At 41.7% G+C, this 18,069-nt stretch carries 16 protein-coding genes, 1 tRNA gene and 1 pseudogene; 11 read left to right on the top strand and 7 right to left on the bottom strand.

Going from position 1 to position 18,069, the window contains the following annotated elements:
• Positions 1-9: 9 nt before the first annotated feature.
• The 5 genes from AC0SAP_RS06810 (at position 10) to AC0SAP_RS06790 (ending at position 4,506) form a co-directional block, all read left to right on the top strand.
• Positions 10-831, top strand: a complete 822-nt coding sequence (locus AC0SAP_RS06810) for a 16S rRNA (uracil(1498)-N(3))-methyltransferase (RefSeq protein WP_473383565.1) — start codon at positions 10-12, stop codon at positions 829-831.
• 102 nt (positions 832-933) lie between these two features.
• The gene (gene gshB, locus AC0SAP_RS06805) at positions 934-1,926 is read left to right on the top strand and encodes a glutathione synthase (protein ID WP_473383563.1); all 993 of its coding nucleotides are present in this window, start codon (positions 934-936) and stop codon (positions 1,924-1,926) included.
• 354 nt (positions 1,927-2,280) lie between these two features.
• A complete protein-coding gene (locus AC0SAP_RS06800) occupies positions 2,281-3,324 on the top strand; it encodes a M42 family metallopeptidase (RefSeq protein ID WP_473383562.1) in 1,044 nt (347 codons plus the stop codon).
• A 184-nt stretch (positions 3,325-3,508) separates the two neighbouring features.
• On the top strand, positions 3,509-4,375 hold the full coding sequence (locus tag AC0SAP_RS06795) for a YicC/YloC family endoribonuclease (protein ID WP_473383561.1): 867 nt from the start codon (positions 3,509-3,511) through the stop codon (positions 4,373-4,375).
• Positions 4,376-4,429: 54 nt separating this feature from the next.
• Positions 4,430-4,506, top strand: a tRNA-Arg gene (locus AC0SAP_RS06790).
• Positions 4,507-4,799: 293 nt separating this feature from the next.
• On the opposite strand, the gene AC0SAP_RS06785 is transcribed toward AC0SAP_RS06790, so the two are convergent.
• Positions 4,800-5,093, bottom strand: coding sequence for a hypothetical protein (locus AC0SAP_RS06785; protein WP_473383559.1), 294 nt, complete (start codon positions 5,091-5,093; stop codon positions 4,800-4,802).
• A complete protein-coding gene (locus tag AC0SAP_RS06780) occupies positions 5,093-5,665 on the bottom strand; it encodes a Panacea domain-containing protein (protein WP_473383558.1) in 573 nt (190 codons plus the stop codon). Before AC0SAP_RS06780 ends, AC0SAP_RS06785 begins: the two co-directional genes overlap by 1 nt.
• A gap of 294 nt (positions 5,666-5,959) precedes the next feature.
• Between AC0SAP_RS06780 and AC0SAP_RS06775 the strand changes: the two genes are divergently transcribed.
• Together AC0SAP_RS06775 and AC0SAP_RS06770 are read left to right on the top strand one after the other, a co-directional pair.
• Positions 5,960-6,616, top strand: coding sequence for a LexA family protein (locus tag AC0SAP_RS06775; RefSeq protein ID WP_094567906.1), 657 nt, complete (start codon positions 5,960-5,962; stop codon positions 6,614-6,616).
• A 365-nt stretch (positions 6,617-6,981) separates the two neighbouring features.
• Positions 6,982-7,305, top strand: coding sequence for a hypothetical protein (locus AC0SAP_RS06770; RefSeq protein ID WP_473383556.1), 324 nt, complete (start codon positions 6,982-6,984; stop codon positions 7,303-7,305).
• Between the two features lie 224 nt (positions 7,306-7,529).
• Here AC0SAP_RS06770 and AC0SAP_RS06765 read toward each other — a convergent pair whose 3' ends face one another.
• Positions 7,530-8,417: an EexN family lipoprotein gene (locus AC0SAP_RS06765; RefSeq protein WP_473383554.1), complete on the bottom strand. Its 888-nt coding sequence runs from the start codon at positions 8,415-8,417 to the stop codon at positions 7,530-7,532.
• 480 nt (positions 8,418-8,897) lie between these two features.
• On the opposite strand from AC0SAP_RS06765, the gene AC0SAP_RS06760 reads away from it, so the two are divergent.
• Both AC0SAP_RS06760 and AC0SAP_RS06755 read left to right on the top strand, forming a co-directional pair.
• The gene (locus AC0SAP_RS06760; protein ID WP_286481705.1) at positions 8,898-9,842 is read left to right on the top strand and encodes an AEC family transporter; all 945 of its coding nucleotides are present in this window, start codon (positions 8,898-8,900) and stop codon (positions 9,840-9,842) included.
• A gap of 184 nt (positions 9,843-10,026) precedes the next feature.
• Positions 10,027-10,566: pseudogene (locus AC0SAP_RS06755) on the top strand (rhodanese-like domain-containing protein); the annotation flags it as partial.
• A gap of 577 nt (positions 10,567-11,143) precedes the next feature.
• Here the strand turns inward: AC0SAP_RS06755 and AC0SAP_RS06750 are convergent.
• Both AC0SAP_RS06750 and AC0SAP_RS06745 read right to left on the bottom strand, forming a co-directional pair.
• Positions 11,144-12,304, bottom strand: a complete 1,161-nt coding sequence (locus tag AC0SAP_RS06750) for a linear amide C-N hydrolase (RefSeq protein WP_353623209.1) — start codon at positions 12,302-12,304, stop codon at positions 11,144-11,146.
• A gap of 388 nt (positions 12,305-12,692) precedes the next feature.
• The gene (locus AC0SAP_RS06745; RefSeq protein ID WP_473383553.1) at positions 12,693-14,651 is read right to left on the bottom strand and encodes a PhoX family protein; all 1,959 of its coding nucleotides are present in this window, start codon (positions 14,649-14,651) and stop codon (positions 12,693-12,695) included.
• A 285-nt stretch (positions 14,652-14,936) separates the two neighbouring features.
• On the opposite strand from AC0SAP_RS06745, the gene AC0SAP_RS06740 reads away from it, so the two are divergent.
• Positions 14,937-15,536 carry a 2OG-Fe(II) oxygenase gene (locus AC0SAP_RS06740; protein ID WP_286481709.1) on the top strand — a complete coding sequence of 200 codons (600 nt, stop codon included), beginning with the start codon at positions 14,937-14,939 and terminating at the stop codon, positions 15,534-15,536.
• A gap of 175 nt (positions 15,537-15,711) precedes the next feature.
• Here the strand turns inward: AC0SAP_RS06740 and AC0SAP_RS06735 are convergent, their stop codons facing one another.
• Both AC0SAP_RS06735 and AC0SAP_RS06730 read right to left on the bottom strand, forming a co-directional pair.
• Positions 15,712-16,053, bottom strand: a complete 342-nt coding sequence (locus AC0SAP_RS06735; protein WP_094567911.1) for a hypothetical protein — start codon at positions 16,051-16,053, stop codon at positions 15,712-15,714.
• A 263-nt stretch (positions 16,054-16,316) separates the two neighbouring features.
• Positions 16,317-17,105 (bottom strand): HesA/MoeB/ThiF family protein, encoded by a 789-nt coding sequence (locus AC0SAP_RS06730; RefSeq protein ID WP_473383552.1) that lies wholly within the window; start codon positions 17,103-17,105, stop codon positions 16,317-16,319.
• A gap of 288 nt (positions 17,106-17,393) precedes the next feature.
• On the opposite strand from AC0SAP_RS06730, the gene hslV reads away from it, so the two are divergent.
• On the top strand, positions 17,394-17,933 hold the full coding sequence (gene hslV, locus AC0SAP_RS06725) for an ATP-dependent protease subunit HslV (RefSeq protein ID WP_094567913.1): 540 nt from the start codon (positions 17,394-17,396) through the stop codon (positions 17,931-17,933).
• Positions 17,934-18,069 lie beyond the last annotated feature (136 nt).

Below are 18,069 nucleotides of genomic sequence, written 5' to 3'. Positions count from 1 at the left end.
GGAGTCTTCATGCGTCGCTACGTCAATCAACCCTTAGCTATTGGTGCCGATATTATTTTAGAAGATGAGGATTATAACTATATTGTCCGTGTCTTACGCCATCGCGAGGGTGATTCTATCGTACTCTTCAATGGTGAAGGTGGCGAATATCATGGCATTATCATCGAAATTACAAAACGACACTTAACCGTTCGTCTTAAAAAATATAATCCGATCAATCGAGGGAGTCGTATCAAAATCAATATCCTACAATCCCTTGTTAAAGGGGAGAAGATGGACTTTGTGCTGCAAAAAGGAAGTGAACTCGGCATGCACTCCATCACACCTATTGTGACAGAGCGAAGTATTCTTCACCTGAAAAAGGAGCAATTACCAAAACGTCTCGAACGTTGGCACCAGATCATCACCTCTGCTTGTGAACAGTGCGGGCTCAATATTCCCCCACAACTTCATGAACCGATTGCGCTTAAAGAGTGGATCGAAAATCACTCTTCTGAAGAGGAGTCACTGCTCATTACGCTCTCCCCTACGGCTGAACAGAGTCTAGGGAACTTTCTATCTCATGATCTAGAAGATGGCGAGACAATGCCGGCATCGATCACCTTTATCATTGGCCCTGAAGGGGGATTAAGTGATGAAGAGATTGAACTACTTCAGAAAGCGGGTGCGCATAGCGTGACGTTAGGACCTAGAATCTTACGCACTGAAACAGCGGCACTCTCCGTGATCTCCACACTGCAAGGAATTATCGGCGATTGGAGTGAAGCAGCAGAACGAACGATCGAGATTGAAAATGATGAATATCTCCAAACCCATGAAGAATTTGATTAAACAGGAGTGTGTAGCATTGCGGAAGATCACTCTTAGTGAGAAAGTGGTAAAATAACCCAATCGATATTATGAGATGGGATTTCAACCCGCAAAAGGAACGTTATGACAAGAGAAGCTCGAATTATCTTTATTATGGACCCTATTGAGTCCCTTCCCGCGCAGAAAGATACAACAATCGGCATGATGATGGGCGCAGTGAGTTTAGGACTCCCCATCTACTATAGTCGTCAAGAATCGATCTACCTATTAGATGGTGCTGTCCAAACAACGGCACAGAAGATCAATTTAAAACTCAAAAATGAGCGAGAACTTGCGAGCTTTGAGGATTGGTATCAACTAGATGAGGCTGAAAATATCATCTTTGGAGAGAATGATATTGTCCTTCAACGTAAAGATCCACCCTTCAATATGCACTATATCCATGCCACCTATCTCTTAGAGTTGATGGAGCGTCAAGGTGCTTTTGTCTGCAACCGCCCTGATTCTCTACGCGATTGTAATGAGAAGATGTTTACTGCTTGGTTCCCTGAGTTAACGCCTCCTACGCTCGTCTCAAGCCAAAGTGATAAGATCAAAGCGTTTATCGCCCAGCATCACGATACCATCGTTAAACCTCTCGATGGCATGGGCGGAAGCTCAATCTTCCGCGTCACTGATAATGATCCTAACTTAAATGTGATTCTTGAGACAATGACGGAACATAATCAGACCTCTATTATGGTTCAACGCTATATTCCAGAGATTAAGAAGGGTGATAAGCGGATTATTCTGATCAATGGCGTTCCGGCGCCCCACCTTCTTGCCCGTGTACCTGCAGCCAATGAGACTCGAGGTAATCTTGCTGCCGGCGCTACCGGTGTCGTACAAACGCTATCAGAGAATGATCGAATGATCTGTGAGAAGCTAGGACCTGAACTTGTCAAACGAGGACTCTACTTTGTAGGGCTCGATGTAATCGGTGATTATCTTACCGAGATCAATGTCACCAGCCCAACCGGTATTCGCCAAATTGATACAGAGACAGGCTCCTTTTTAGGCCGTGACCTAATCGAGGCATTGCTCAAACTTTGGCAAGAGCGAAAAAGTAGAGCGTAATTATTTGACCAATTATTTAACCTCTATTCAAGCGTCATTCGAACGCTATTCAAACTCAATTTCAATAGAGTTCATGGCGCTCATAGAGTTCAAATCTACGCTACCCCTCGATATAAGGGCTATCTAAAATATCAAGATCGAAATAGATCAATAGAGATTAAAATAGGTCAAAATAGGTCAAAATAAAAAAAGATAGGAGCAGAGATAGAATGCCGATCATATCGATATCTATCTCTGCACTTACCGATTCATTTCGATTTATCTCAACTCATCTCGACTCATCTCGGCTCATCTTAAATTATCTTAATTTACCCAAATTTTAATTAACTCTCTCTATTTGATAGAAGGAATCGTATGTCACTCAATCTTCAATCGCTACTTCAACGTTTAGAAAAAATCGTCAATATCCCCTCACCATCAGGCTATACAGAAGAGGCTCTTGCGGCAATCTTTAGTGAGTTAAGCCAGTTTGATCTCCCCATTGAGATAACCAATAAAGGGGCGATTATTGCCAAAGTAGAAGGTCAAGAGAAGAATCGAGCACGCCTCCTGACAGCCCATGTCGATACATTAGGGGCAATGGTGAAAGAGGTTAAGAGTGATGGTCGCTTAAAACTGACAAAAATTGGGGGCTTTAACTGGAATGCAGTAGAGGGGGAGTATTGCCAGATCCATACTCGAGATGGCAAAACATTTACCGGCACCATCTTAATGCATGAGACCTCCGTCCATGTCTATCAAAATGCCGGCGATCTTCCCCGTAATGATCAAAATATTGAAGTTCGCCTCGATGAGAAGAGTCGTTCTAAAGAGGAGACACTCAAGTTAGGGATTGCGCCGGGAGATTTTGTCTCATTCGACCCTCGCTTTCAATATACAACGAGCCAATTTATTAAATCTCGTCATCTTGATGATAAAGCGAGCGTCGCCCTACTTCTCTCTCTCCTTGAGTGGCTCACAACCGCTAAAATCCCTCCCTATACGCTCTACTTCTACTTCTCTAATAATGAGGAGATCGGTTTTGGTGGAAATGCCTCTATTCCTGAAGAGGTCGTGGAGTATCTCGCTGTTGATATGGGGGCAATAGGTGATGGGCAGACAACCGATGAGTACTCCGTCTCAATCTGTGCAAAAGATTCATCCGGACCCTATCACTATGCTCTCACAAATCAGATGATCACCTTAGCAAGAGAGAATAAGATTCCACATCAAGTCGACATCTACCCTTTCTATGGATCCGATGCTTCTGCGGCAATTCGTGCCGGATATGATATTCGCCATGCTTTAATTGGCCCAGGTATTGAATCCTCCCATGCGCAAGAGCGAACACATATCGATTCGATGATTGCCACCTTTGATCTGCTCAAAGCTTATGTTTTTGCAGAGATGATCGACTAGTGATACCACTATTTAATCATCGGCTATCGAATATCAATCATCGAGTATCAAATATCGAAAGGTGATGGCTGATAGCTAATGGTTGATAGTTGATCACTGATGAGTGAAGAAAGAGATAGAGCAATAGAATAGATGGTAATCCATCAGTAAAAAAATAGAACCGCTTAAAAAATAAAGGATAATTATGTTACGTTCCATGACGGGATTTGCCCGCGAAACCACAACTAGCGATATTGGCCAATTGAGTCTTGAGATTCGCAGTGTTAATAGTCGCTATCTAGACCCTACTTTCAAGATGCCGGAACTCTTAAGGGCTTTAGAGCCAGAATTGAGAGAGCGCTTGCAAAAAGCAGTATCTCGCGGAAAGGTTGAGGTCGGTATCCGTATCAACTTTGATGATGCAGAGAGCCATCATCTTACCTTTAATGAACAAGCTGCAAAAGAGATCTTAGCGATCCATGAGAGCGCAAATGCCCTTTTAGGAAAGAAAGGGGAACTTACCGCGCTAGAGCTGATTCAACTTCCCGGCGTTATGCGCCCTACTTCACTCGATGCCGAATCGATTAAAGGGAAGCTATTTGAGCTCTTTGATCACGCGATTATCGCCTTTTTAGCCAATAGAGAGCGTGAAGGGGAAAGATTGAAAGAGATGATGCTCGATCGCCTCAACCAGATGGAAGTATTAGTTGAAAAAGCTAAAGAGCAACGTCCAATCGCGATTGAGAAGATTGAAGAGCGTCTCCTCTCTCGATTAGAGAAATTAGAGATCGAACATGATCCGCAACGCTTTGAACAGGAGCTTGTCTATATCACTCAACGTCTCGATATTGATGAAGAGATTGATCGTTTAACGGCACATATTGCAGAGATGCGAGATGTCTTCAATCGCAAAGAGCCCGTAGGACGCCGACTCGACTTCCTTACCCAAGAGCTCAATCGCGAAGCGAATACTTTAGGCTCAAAGTCACAAGATGTGATCCTCACACAGATCGGTGTTGACCTCAAAGTATTAATTGAACAGATTCGTGAACAGATTCAAAACATCGAGTAAGCGAAAACATTATTCCCATCATCTCTATTCAATGTTATAATAGCTCACTTTAAAGCGCCTATAGCTCAGTTGGATAGAGTGTTGGTTTCCGAAACCAAAGGTCAGAGGTTCGATCCCTCTTAGGCGCGCCAAGATAGCAAAGCCCTGATTAGCAGCTATTCGTAAAACAGAGTTAATCAGGGCTTTTTCAATAATTTAATGATTTAATGATTTATTTTATTTCAAGTTTCAGTAGAATCGCCTTCACTACTTAAGGTAATTATCAATAATACTTTGCTGAAGGTCGCTACATGCGCCCTGATGATAAGCCTGCTTGAAAAACCGACGATATTTCCTAGCAACATATCTAGATTTATACAATCCCTCAACAATCTTAGAGTATAAATCACTTGATACTTTTGACTTTACAATAAAATCCCCTGCTTCAATTCCCTGCTTCAATTGCATTTTTTATAAACAGAGCTTGCTCAATTCTCGCCTCTTTGTAAAAGATATAACTCTTTCTCTTTATAAATGGATGAGAGCCCGCTTCCACAATACAAGCATCATCATAGTCAACACCATCCCTGACAGTGGTAAAATTAACAAGCAATACCAGTTCCTGTCGTTGAGTGATTTTATCTTCACAAGGATTTGTTAATACAATGAATAGATGTCTATCATCATCCTTATTTTGAGAGCGTGTATACATTAAAATAGATGCTCTAGATCTGATCATCACTGATTCCTAGCGATAATTCCCGAGACTTCTCTCTCTAGCTCTTCTCTTTCAAGATAAAACTTTATAGTCTCTTCATTCTTCCCTAAGTGCGTCAATAAAGTTCTGATATCAATTGGTTTACAGGAGTGATCAGGAGAAGACCACTCTGGAATGATATTAGGGTCATGAGTTAAATCAACAAGCGCCCATCGATCATAATGTCCATATTGACGATAAATTTCATCTAAGATTGATAAATCATTATCAGATAGCTCCTCTAATTGATCTAAACTCTCTTCTCCAGATAAAACAAAAGTTGTTCCAACCTGATGATCTTCTTTATCTGTAATCCATGATTTCCATAGGGAGTTATAACGATGATCCTCGTTTATCAGATCGAGTGTATAAGATAATACAGGCCCATTTTTCATAGAGTAGTAAGTATCGCCCGATATTGAGTTATTATATTTTTCTAAGCTTCTTCTATCTGATAAGTAGAGCAATTTCATTAACTTAAGATGGTACATACGCCCACCTTCTCTTGCTATTAAATAGGCAGCCGCTTGAGCAGTTTTTAACTCATTATACATCACAGACCTCCCTATTAAGACGCTATAGTTAATTTAACTAATTCCACAGATATGCTAACAATCTCACGATTAATTGTACAAAATATGGCTACAAAGGTAAATTCATAATCAATTCATAAATATAATACGGCCATCGATAAGTAGATCCTCAACTATCATTATTCCTCTCTCTTTTCACAGCAAAACCATCTAATTCCCCTCTATTTCATTATATTTATGTAATTGAGTGCGCAATTGATTGACCATTGCAACTATATAATTTACATTTATGTGTTAACTAGAGAGGTGTTAAAAATGAAAGAAGCAGCAAGAATTAGAGCAGAAAACTTAAAAGCATGGATTGATCGCTATTACGGGGGAAAACAAGCTGCCTTTATTGAGAAGACCGGGATGAATCAAGGTGAGCTCTCGGCCCTTATTAATGGTCGCCGTGTTTTTGGGGAGCGAAAAGCTCGTTCCATCGAAGAGTTAGCAGAGATGCCCAATATGTATCTCGAGCAGACGGAAGAGCCCGATGTTCCTATCAATCCTGCCGCGCTACAAGGAATGATCCCAGTGATCTCTTGGGTTGCCGCGGGTCATTTTAGTGATGCCGGCCAAATTCCAGCAGATGATCTCATTAAATGGGTTCCCTGCCCTGCGCCCCATAGTAAAGGAACTTTTGCTCTTAAAGTCTCCGGCATTAGTATGATGAATCCTAATGGTAGCCCCTCCTTTGAAGATGGGGATATTATCTTTGTCGATCCCGCGAAGATGCCGGAAAACAAATCATGCATCATTGTGACACTTGAAGGGAGTGATAGCGCTACCTTCAAACAATTGGTCATTGAACCAGATGGTAAAAAATATATTATCCCTCTCAATCCTAACTGGGGAGATAAGCCGATAGAGATTCGTGGAAATGCCTCTATCAATGGTGTTGTGATCGGAAAATGGGTTGATATCTGCTAATAATTAGAGAGCAGATATCGCTCGATTCATTCGAGCGTCTGATCGTTTGATCGTTTAATCTACTCTTCATTGCATCAATAAGATTGATCATTCTCCCATTTCTCTTTACCTATCTCTTTATCCACCACTTTTAAATGTACGATGCACTCAATATATTCTCCTTTTATTCCAATGAGTTACAATTACAGCATCTAAAACCGTAAAAGTTCCAGCAGAAATATTACAAATATGTATTGCAATAACCATTACATAAATGTAATATTTATTACATCAAAGATCACATCAAGATCTAACTGAAAACGGATAAAAAAGTGATTAAGTCGATTCTAAGAGAGCTCAACTGCGTCACTAAAAGGAGAAGAGAGATGTTATTGACCGATCTATTAAACTTATTATTGACCCAACGCCAAAAAGAGAATCTTCGTATTAAGAGAGAGCGCCATTTTAACAATGTTCTATTAATCGCCAATGAATTTAGTGCAGAAACCCCCAAGGCAATTGGCGAGAAGATCACAAAAGCAGAGATCCAGCTACAAAAGGCACCTTTTTGGAGACGCAAAGAGCTAAAAGTATTAACTGAAGCACTCTATCACGCTCAAAAATTGATTAATCGCCGGCATCAATTGATGCAAAATAGAGAACCTCTCTCTCCTGTTCCTTTCGTCCTACTCAGGAAGGAAGCGGCATAATTCCGAATGATGCCACTAAGCGCACACTAAAATTTTACACCACAATAAGAAGAGGCTGACAAATAGAATGTCAGCCTCTTTGCGTTTTCTACAATTCACGATGATTTCCATCTGCTATTAAAGAGTAAGCTAGATGGATTAAGTCGCTTTCAAATGATTACGAATAAGGAAGCAATTATCGCCCCACCTATTCGCTCTACTATAAAGTCGACTATTGAATCCTACTACTCTCCAATATGCTTTCCAAAATTGGTGCTACTTCCCATACCTTTTTCAATAAAGGCCGCTTCAATTTGGGAACAAGGTGTTGTCTCTCTAATCTTACGCTTTGCATTGCGCTTCTCAGTAGCAGTTAAACCACTATTACGGTCAACTTTCGCCATACGATCAACACAACGATTGTATCCAGAGATAAAGAGCGCTCGATCCTGTTTATATTGCTCGACTGCAAGATTATTTTTCTCTTTCCAAACGCGTTTCCAGATATCACAATCTGCCGTCGCGGCATGGCTTTCAGCACAAAACTGTGGATGAATCGCTTGTAGCTCCATCAATGAGAGCGGTGTTAACATCTCATAGCTCTTCTCATCTCGCACATCTTTCCATAATTGGCAAAGTGTCGATTCTGTTGGATTTTTGCCACAAAATTGATGCTCATGACGATAGAGATTATCTAAGTTCTCTTCGAAAAGAACCTTTTTCCCCTCAATCTTTGCGTTCTTTACCAATTTATTAAAGGCATTACACTCAACATTTTCATGTGCCGTGGTCGCTTCATTACAAGCCATAGCATCATAAACGGAAAGAACTTCTTGCCAATTTTTCTCGCCATGCTCACGCTCAAGTCTCGCTTCAATCTCCGAGAAGTGCTCCATCTCTAGATCTAAAGCAGCTTGATCCAAAGCTTTCTGTGCTGCGATACAAGCTTGATCATTTTCCACTAGCGCAACACCCTTTTCTCCCCCTTTTTTACGGGCATTATCAAGGCGTTTCTCACAATTTTTGACCATATCTTGGGCTTTATTTAGATGCTTCATATAGTACGCTTCATCATGGTCCCCACATGCTGCAAGCCCTAATACTAAACCCACTACTATCGCAATTTTTTTCATCTCTCTTTGCCTTTTGTTTTAAGTACAATGGATAAGCGAATCAGTGATCAAAATACTTTGATCTTCAACATAGCTCTCTTCCTAAAGAGGAGGGGAGAAACTACGTTGCCCTTAATCTGACCGGCTCCTTGTCTCTCTTTACGTAATACTTAGCCGTAATACTTAACGTAATATTTACAGTAAAACCTAACTGTAATCATTTTATTAATATTTACATATTATAGATAATCACATCTTAAATAGAAAGGTAGAACCCGCTAAAGGCTATATAGATCAAGCTTCCTAGTAACCAAAAGAGGTTGAAAGATCCTCTGATAGAGAGTGATAAAAAAGTATTTTACCTCCTCTTTCTACTTTGAAAATGCTCTGCTACAGTGGAGAGACACTTTTGATTTAGATCACATTTGATTTAGATCACAAATCCCTAAAAGGATAGATCACTCTATTCTCCCTAACTCCACTTTTCTCTGAGCGCTGACCATGACACTCTTTCTACATGCCTTTGCGACCCAATTTTACGCCCTTCTACCCTTTTTTATTCTGATTGCAACCGGCTATATTCTAGTCCGCATCTTCCGTTGGAGTAATACCTTTACAGAAGGATTAACGCGTTTTCTCTTCAATCTGGCAATCCCGGTGATGCTCTTTGGTGTGATGAGTCGCTTTCATACTCAAGAGGAGATGGACCCGCGTCTGATTATTGCCTATTTCGGCGCCTCTTTTATCCTCTTCTTTATTGCACAAATCTATGTCAAGTGGATCTTAAAACGGAGTGCGCAAGAGGCGGCTGTCTTTGGAATGGGTGGCATCTTCTCCAATAATGTGATGATTGGAATTCCCCTTATTATGCTCTTTATGGGAAGTGAAGCGATTGCAGTATCGGCACTGGTAATCTCCTTCAATGCGCTTCTTCTTTGGAGTTTAGTCTCCGTTGCCATTGAATGGGCAGACCATGGATCGCTCTCTCTTAAAGGGTTTCTCCTCACCTTCCGTGGCGTTCTTAAAAACCCGATTGTCATCGGCATTATGCTGGGACTTTTAGTGAGCTTTCTTCGAGTGCCGATGCCAACTTTTGCAACCCATACCATTGAGATGTTCTCTGATATGGTCGCACCCCTTTCCCTTTTGGTCCTGGGAATGGGATTAGCTAAATATCGTCTAGGTGCAAATCTCAAGTTGAGCCTTAATATCACCTTTTTTAAATTAATTCTGCATCCTCTTATCATTTGGGGCGTTGCACTCTTGATGGGACTTCCTCCCTTTGAGACAAAGGCAATTGTCATTTTAGGCTCCATCGCTACAGGGATGAATGTCTATCTTATGGCCTTAAAATTCCAAGTGATTGAGGATGCCGTCGCCTCAAGTATTATCTTAACGACGATCCTCTCTGCCGTTACGACACCTATTATTGTGGTACTTCTCTAGAGCTCTAACTTCTCTATATCTGGCCAGTCATTACCAAACTCCTTCAATATACAAAAATATATGATATCTGTTAAAATAGAGGAGATAGAGCGAGTCTATCACTCATATCGATCAACTCAACCATCGGCTAATTATCGATAGCGATCGAATGATCTATTTTCAACTAGTTAAGAGAGTGACTATTATGAAAAAATTGATTTTATCCTCCCTATTTCTTCTTGCTTCATGGTCTTTTGCTGCAGAAGAGATGGGCTTAACACCTCAAGAGACTTATCAATTAAAGACGGAAGGCGAGACACCTGTTCTCTTTATTGATGTCCGTGATCCTGTAGAGATTATGTTTGTTGGTAGTACTGATGTTGTCGATCTCAATATTCCCTTTTTAATCGTTGATCGAACAGAATGGAGTGATGAGCGTGGCGCGTTTAAGATGAATAAGAATGATCAATTCGCTAAAGAAGTTGCTGCGGCATTAGAAGCTAAAAATCTTCCTAAAGAGACAATGATTATCACCATGTGTCGTTCAGGTAGTGAGCGAGGAAAGCCAAGCGCAGAAGCTCTACGTGAAGCAGGATTTAGTAACGCACACTATGTTATCAATGGCTTCCAAGGTGATGCAGTTAAAGAGGGTGAAATGAAGGGCTTCCGCATTGAAAATGGTTGGCAAAACTCTGACCTTCCTTGGGGCGCAAAAATGAGTGGTGATAAGATCTACCGTACAGATACAAGTGAAGCAGAAGTGAAAGCAGATACTGAAGTCGCAGAAAAGGCTATTGAAGCGGCGGCAACAGATACTGCAACAGCAGCAGATGCTGCGATCGATCAAGTCAAAGAGACTGCCTCAACTGATGCAACAACTATTGAAGAAGATGCAGCAGATAAAAAGAGTGCCCTCAATGAGATGAAAGAAGATCTTAAAAAGAGCGTTGATAATGCATCGGAGAATGTCAAAGAACTTTTTGATCAACAAAAAGAGAATCTCGATAATGCCGTTGATAAGGCAAAAGAGCTCTTCGATGGCAAGAAAGAGGATCTCAATAAGCTCAAAGAGATGCCTAAATCTGATGATGCACCGGCAGCTGTTAAAGAGAATGTCGCAGCTTAGAGTCTGCTTCTATTCCATTGCCTAATAACACAAAAAGCACTGATCCTAACAATCAGTGCTTTTCTATTTCACCAGCCTTATTGCCGGCTAAAGCGATATCTTAACTGATCAATACATTGGCCTCATCGAGGCTTATTGATCTTATGGATCTTATGGATCTTATCGATCTCGGCAATCCTACCAGTCCCATCAATCATTAGAGCGGGACACTATCAACACTCTCATTCTCTCTGAGTTTAGCTTCCTCTTTCGCTTCAAAAGCCTTCTCTTCAGCACGCTCTTTCGCCATCTCATCCTGAATTTGTGCTTCAGTAACACCGAGGAACTTAAATGCCGGCGTTACGACAAACTCTGAAGAGACCTCGCCTGAATAGATATGCGATTGATTCTGACCTAAATCGAGTTTTTTCACATTCTGCTCGCCTGGCGCAAAATCAATCTTTTTAAGATCAACCCAGAAGATATTGGGAGAGATCGCAGATTCAAAGAAATAGAGCCCCTCTTTATGATCGACTACCGTACGCCATCGTGTTGAAGAGATATTAGGTTCCTCTTCCGTATTCAGTCCATAAGGAACAGAGACATTGCGAATGACACTAAAGACACTAGAGATCGAATCCTTCATCGATCCGCCTGTCGGAATCGCATTGATATAGAATGAAGCTCGTGCAAAACGATCCGCCGCACGATTGGTTCCCGGCAATACCACCGTCCCACCAATGCCTTCCCAATACTCATTCATCGCTAACTGCTTATCGAATGTAGGAGAGTTTGTCATCACTTGGTAACTACGGTCATGATGAATCACTTGCTCTCCATTAACATACTCGACAATGGCGCTATCTCCCGTTGCATCTGACATAGAGAGATGTAAGGTCGCAAGACGTGTCTCGCCCGGCACTTCCGCCGTAACAATAATAAAAGGTTCCTTCTCTAAAAATTCAACCGCCTCTGCTACAGTGGCAAAATTATCGAGCATATATTGCGCCCAGAGTGAGATTGCCATAGTGGGCTTCTCATTGAGAACAGAAGGATTGGGATATTCCGATTCCGCTAGCCAAAGAAGGTTCGCATTAAGCCCCGCCTCATTCACGCCATCTGTTGTGGAGATATCATAACCTGTTGCAACTAAGCTTCCATACTGAGAGACCCACTCAATCGATCGATCTCCCGCTTCACCCGTACGTGCCATTCCCTTTGGAAGGATCCATAAGTTAGTCCCCACATCACTCTTCCAATCCATCGATCTTGCCGTAATATTACGATCATTATCACCATGGAATACAACACGGGTACACGCTTCTGCTGCCGTGGTTAAAAGTAGTGCAGCACCAACGGCAACAGCCACTTTTTTCATGTTAAGGAGGGGAGATTTTTTGAAGATATTACGCATAGTTTAATAATCCTTCTTTAGCATAGCTCTTATTAAAGAGAAATCTGAGATAGAGATGTCAAAAATAGCGATATTAGGATCACTCCCTTTATCTCATAACACTCTACTTTCTGCCTATTTTACCATCAGAGTGGCTGATCTCTTTCACTTTTTTTATAAAAATCGATAAAAAAAGCGAAATAAACGATGATTAAAATAAGAAAAAAGCTAAAAGAAAAATGTAAGAAGAACTAAAAGCCCCTTTAAGAGCCCAACTACTAAAATGTAATTGAGATTAAAGGAGCCTCTATCGCTATCTCATAATAAGCTCATAATAAACTCACAATGAGATTATGATTAGAGATCAAAATGATTAACTGCCGATCACGCCACCATCTCTCTTCTGAATCACCACAGTTGCTGAGCGAGGACGCCCTGCCGCCGCACCATCAGGCCATGTTGAGAGCGCTAATGCCGCGGAAGGATCAGTTGTTCCATTATCGGGCTCACCAGGATGCTGAATATTGATAAAGAGCGTCTTATTATCAGGTGTAAAGGAGATTCCCGTAATCTCACTACGATTAGGTCCCACCAAGAAACGTTTGAAATAACCATCAGCAGGATCAACCGCTAACATCTGATTATTCCCCATGCCGGCATACGCTTTCTGATTAATGGTTGATGAGGAGACATCGGTCTGCACCCATAAGATTCCATTATGATCAAAAGCTAATCCATCAGGGCTACCAAAAGCATCTCCACGATTTTGAGCTTTTAAGTTAGGATCATCTGTTAAATCAGAGCCGGCAAGCGCTAAAATATCCCATTCAAATGTTGGTGATGTGACATCTGCATGATCTTCCTGCCAATGGATAATATGACCAAAGAGGTTATTATCACGAGGATTTGCCGCATCTTTTCCTGGGTAGCCTGCTTTACCACGATTGCTATTGTTGGTCAGTGTACAGTAGATACTGCCGGGATTTTTAGGATCTGCTGCAATCCATTCTGGGCGATCCATCTTTGTACCGCCCACAATATCAGCTGCACTACGGGCATTGATCACGACATCCCCTTGATTTTTAAATCCATTCTCTGCTGTTAAACCATTCTCACCATAGATTAATGGTAGCCATTCACCTTTGCCATTCTCATCAAAGCGAGCAACATAGAGCGTTCCATCACTGAGAAGCTGACTATTCGCCTTCCCTTTTGCTGGATCATATTGATCACGACTGACAAATTTATAGATATACTCAAAGCGCTGATCATCGCCCATATAGACGGCGACGCGCTTATCCGGTCCAACAACAAGTTCAGCACCCTCATGTTTAAAACGGCCGAGCGCCGTATGTTTGACCGGTGTTGAGGTAGGATCTTCAGGATCGATCTCTACCACCCAACCGAAACGGTTCACCTCATTGGGATGTTTATCGACATTGAAGCGCTCATCAAATTCCACCCAACGATAAGCAGTGTCACTATCAGCAATACCATAACGCTTCTCGAGAGCATTATGCGCTCCTTCTGCTTTCACAAAGATATCGGCCCAATTCTCTTCACAAGTTAAATAGGTACCCCATGGCGTTTTACCATTTGCACAATTTTGCATGGTACCTAATACTTTTGAACCAGTAGGGTCTGCTGCAGTAATAAAGAGCTCATGCCCTTTTGCCGGACCTGAAACGCCCATCTCTGTATGCGGTGTAATGCGACGTGCATATTGTGAAGGACGTACCACTTCCCATTCACCTTGATCATTCTTCATCACTTCAATGACAGAGATCCCCATCGCATTTTGTGATTTAAGAACTTTATCGGCAGACCAATTCGCCTCACCATCCACAAAGAGAAGACCATTATCGACATACTCATGGTTCATCGCTAAAAGACCATGACGAGAAGCCTCATCCCCCTCTCCTAACGGAAAGTAAGCCATCCCATCATGATTCATCCCTGCTTGCACCGCTTGATCATCGGCACTATTTGATCCATCTTTCTTAAATTCAGGGTTATTACCCGGCAATCCTACAGGATCCCCCCATTTATAGAAGGCAACCGCTTCATAACCTTCGGGAACAATCACCGTATCCAATACTGAGTAAGGAACCGGCTTAAAAGAGACGCGACCACTTTCCGCTGCTTTTATCACTTCATCACGGGCGTTATCTGCAAAGAGATTAGAAGGAAAAAGCGACATAATGCCAGCGGTAACACCTAATCCCCCCATCTTAAAGAGTGAGCGACGTGAGATACGCGCATCCATCACTTCCGAGAAGGCTGAGTTTGTGGTCTGATTATTTACTTCAAATTCATCACGTTTACGTGTCATGATTGATCTCCAAAAAATCAAAAGCTATTCAAAAGCTATAGAAGGACTCCCGTTCTGCAATCGGGTCACTCACTATAGTAGGCATGCAATATGACACTGTAATGACAGCTTCTTGCTAATTTTTTTGACAATAAATAGAAATATTTTACAATCAGTTTTACAACTAAAAGTCCCTAAATAACGGTAGTTATGGAGGTATGCACGATTTCATTTAAGTTTTTTATTTTAATTTTTTTGGATTTCACTATATAAAATTTCTCTTAACTTTTATCTCTGAAATTCACTATGAAAACAGACAATCTTATCGATGCGCTCACCACACAGGGCTACTATGTGTGGGATGATTTTCTTACCCCTTTTGAGGTTGCCGATCTTAAAGAAGCAATCCCGGAAGATCAATTACAAGAAGCTCGTATCGGTCACCGCCATACGTTACAGGGGAATCGAGAGATTAGAGGCGATCTCACCCTCTGGCTCGACCCCACCATGGGAGAGCCTATTGCCCAATACTTTAAGAAGATGGAAGAGATTCAGCAATCACTTAATCAAACACTCTATTTAGGTTTACGTGATTTTGAGACCCACTTTTGTCGTTATCCAAGTGGCGCCTACTATAAACGGCACAACGATAATGCGCGCAATCAGAATCGCCGAAAAGTGACGACTGTTCTCTATCTTAATGAGTCGTGGCAACCCGGCGATGGAGGGGAGCTGCTGATCTATAGTCGTGAGAAGCCCGAATCAGATGAGGTAATATTATCACTACCCCCTCAAGCGGGGAGTATGATCCTCTTTCTCTCTGAAGATTTCCCACATGAGGTCTTACCGACCCAAAAGATCCGAGAGAGTATTACCGGATGGTATCTTACGGAGAGATTTCTCTAAACTCTCGCCCCACTCTACCACTTTTAAAAATCTATAATCATAGAGTCTATAAAAAAAGAGTAACCCAATGAGGTTACTCTTTTACTCTTCTACTCTTCTAATATGCTCTGACCTTTACAGTTAGTAACGATCATCAGTGATAACTGTTAGTGGCAACTGATTCTTACCCAACGCACTATTTACAACGATGGAGAAGATCAATAATACGCTTATCATCACTATCGGCACGCGCATAAGTACTATCGATAGCGCGATAGATCTCAATCACAAAGTGGTTACCACTCTGAAGTCGAGCTCCATTTCCTTTAAGCGCAGACTCCGTCACTTGATGGGATTTAAGACCACTTCGAACACAAGCAAGATAACTCTCATAATGTTTATCGGAAACCAGTTCCGTATCATGTTTGTGGTTATCTTTATAATCGGTATAACTGACACTCTTCGTGGGAGCTTCTGTCGTTGCGCATCCGGCAAGAATAAGCGCACTTAAACTACTTATTGCAAAAAACTTTTTCATTATTCAACCTTCTCTCTTGTTCGGAATAGAGGGATCGGCAATCTCGCTGATTCTCTGATATTGTTCTCAACTTTCTACGATCAATTGTTTCTTGATCGTTTCTTGACTACATGAACCGATCAACATTAAATTATCTCTAATGGGATCTCTAATAGTTATCTAGCTGCTCCGCGTGACATCTATTGATCGCTCACTTCTCTGTCGAAATTTACCCTAATTTACCTTAATTAAGAGGTGAAGTTAACACTTTGGCCTCTAATTTTTCAGATTCGATGATGAGGGCAATCGGGATTACGTCGATATTTAAATTTCTGCCAACTAAAATTGAGCGCATTGTAGAGGCAGATCTCCCCCACCGCAATTGAACCTAAATCCATAATCAATTTAAGAGCTTCCTGCGCCTGGGAAACACCGATAATATGAACTACAGGAGAGAAGACACCAAAGAGCGCACAATTACCATCATCTGCATGCTCTCCCCCAAAGAGACATTCATAACAAGCGCTATTTTCATCACGAAAGTCAAAAACGGTCAATTGCCCCTCATAGCGGACAGCAGAACCTGAAACAAGGGGAACGCGATTGATAAAACAAGCACGATTCAGATCTTTTCGTAGCGCAAAATTATCACTACAATCGAGCGCAACATCGGCATCCTGAATCAGCGATTCCAATTCGGAAAAAGAGACTTTCTGCTCCACCTCAACGAGCGTGACATTGGGATTGAGCTCTCGCAGATGCTTTGCCGCTTGCCTCACCTTTGAGAGGTTAAGATCCCCCATACGATAGCCGGTCTGCCGATGAAGATTGGTAATATCGACCCGATCATAATCCACCAATGTGATTTTTCCGATTCCGGCACCAGCAAAAAGAGGAAGAGCCGCCATGCCAAGCCCACCGCAACCCACGACGACAACATGCGCTTGTTTAAGTCTCTCCTGACCTGCTAAATCAAATTGATCCAACATAATATGGCGCGAATAGCGTAGTAATTCATCATCACTTAAGAGTGAATCATCAAATGCGCCGGCACTCTCTTTTCGATCTCTCATCTGCCCTTCTCCCTTAATTTGAAAATGTGACACTCTTTAAAAACTTATCGGTCTCTAATAGTAATAATAACCCTTATGGCAAGAGCGAATTATACTCGCAACCCTACATCAGATCTATCTGATCTATCTGATCTATCTGATCTATCTCTAAGATAATGCACCTTCTCCCCATCTATTCTCTCTTCAAAAAATGTGTAAGTTTGGCACATTTTCTACTTTCATCTTGAAATGGGCTAAAGATGCCACATTATATTAGCATGCCAACTTAAAACTATAAGGAGTTTAATTGTGGAACAGTTTAGAGGGACAACCATCTGTGCAGTACGTCGCGGCAATGAAGTGGTCATTGGTGGCGATGGTCAGGTATCTATGGGAAACACCATTATGAAAGGCAATGCGCGTAAAGTTCGCCGCCTCTATAATGGTAAAGTGATCGCTGGCTTTGCTGGTGGAACCGCAGATGCTTTTACACTCTTTGAACGCTTTGAAGAGAAGCTCGCACAGCATGGCGGGAATCTTACCCGTGCGGCTGTTGCTTTAGCGAAAGATTGGCGTACAGAGCGTTCACTTCGTAAATTAGAGGCGCTCTTAATTGTTGCTGATGAAACAGCAACCTTTGTGATCTCCGGTTTAGGGGATGTTATTGAGCCTGAGCATGATATTGCAACAATCGGATCGGGCGGTATGTTTGCCCATAGTGCAGCATTAGCACTCTTACAAAATACTGAGCTTTCAGCGGAAGAGATTGTGCGTAAAAGTTTAGAAATTGCCGGCAGCGTCTGTATCTATAGTAATACAAACCTGACATTAGAGAAGCTCTCATTCTAAGAGCGATAACCTCTATTAAGGCCATAAAGCATAAAGATAGATGCATAAAAGGATCTATGCATATGGATATCTTAAGAGTATATCTCTTCAAATAGACCTGAAAGCATATCTGGAAAAATCTAGAAAAGATTTGGAA

The sequence above is a fragment of the Ignatzschineria sp. PL_is040 genome (assembly GCF_055813795.1).
This window is presented reverse-complemented; position numbering and strand designations above follow the sequence as displayed.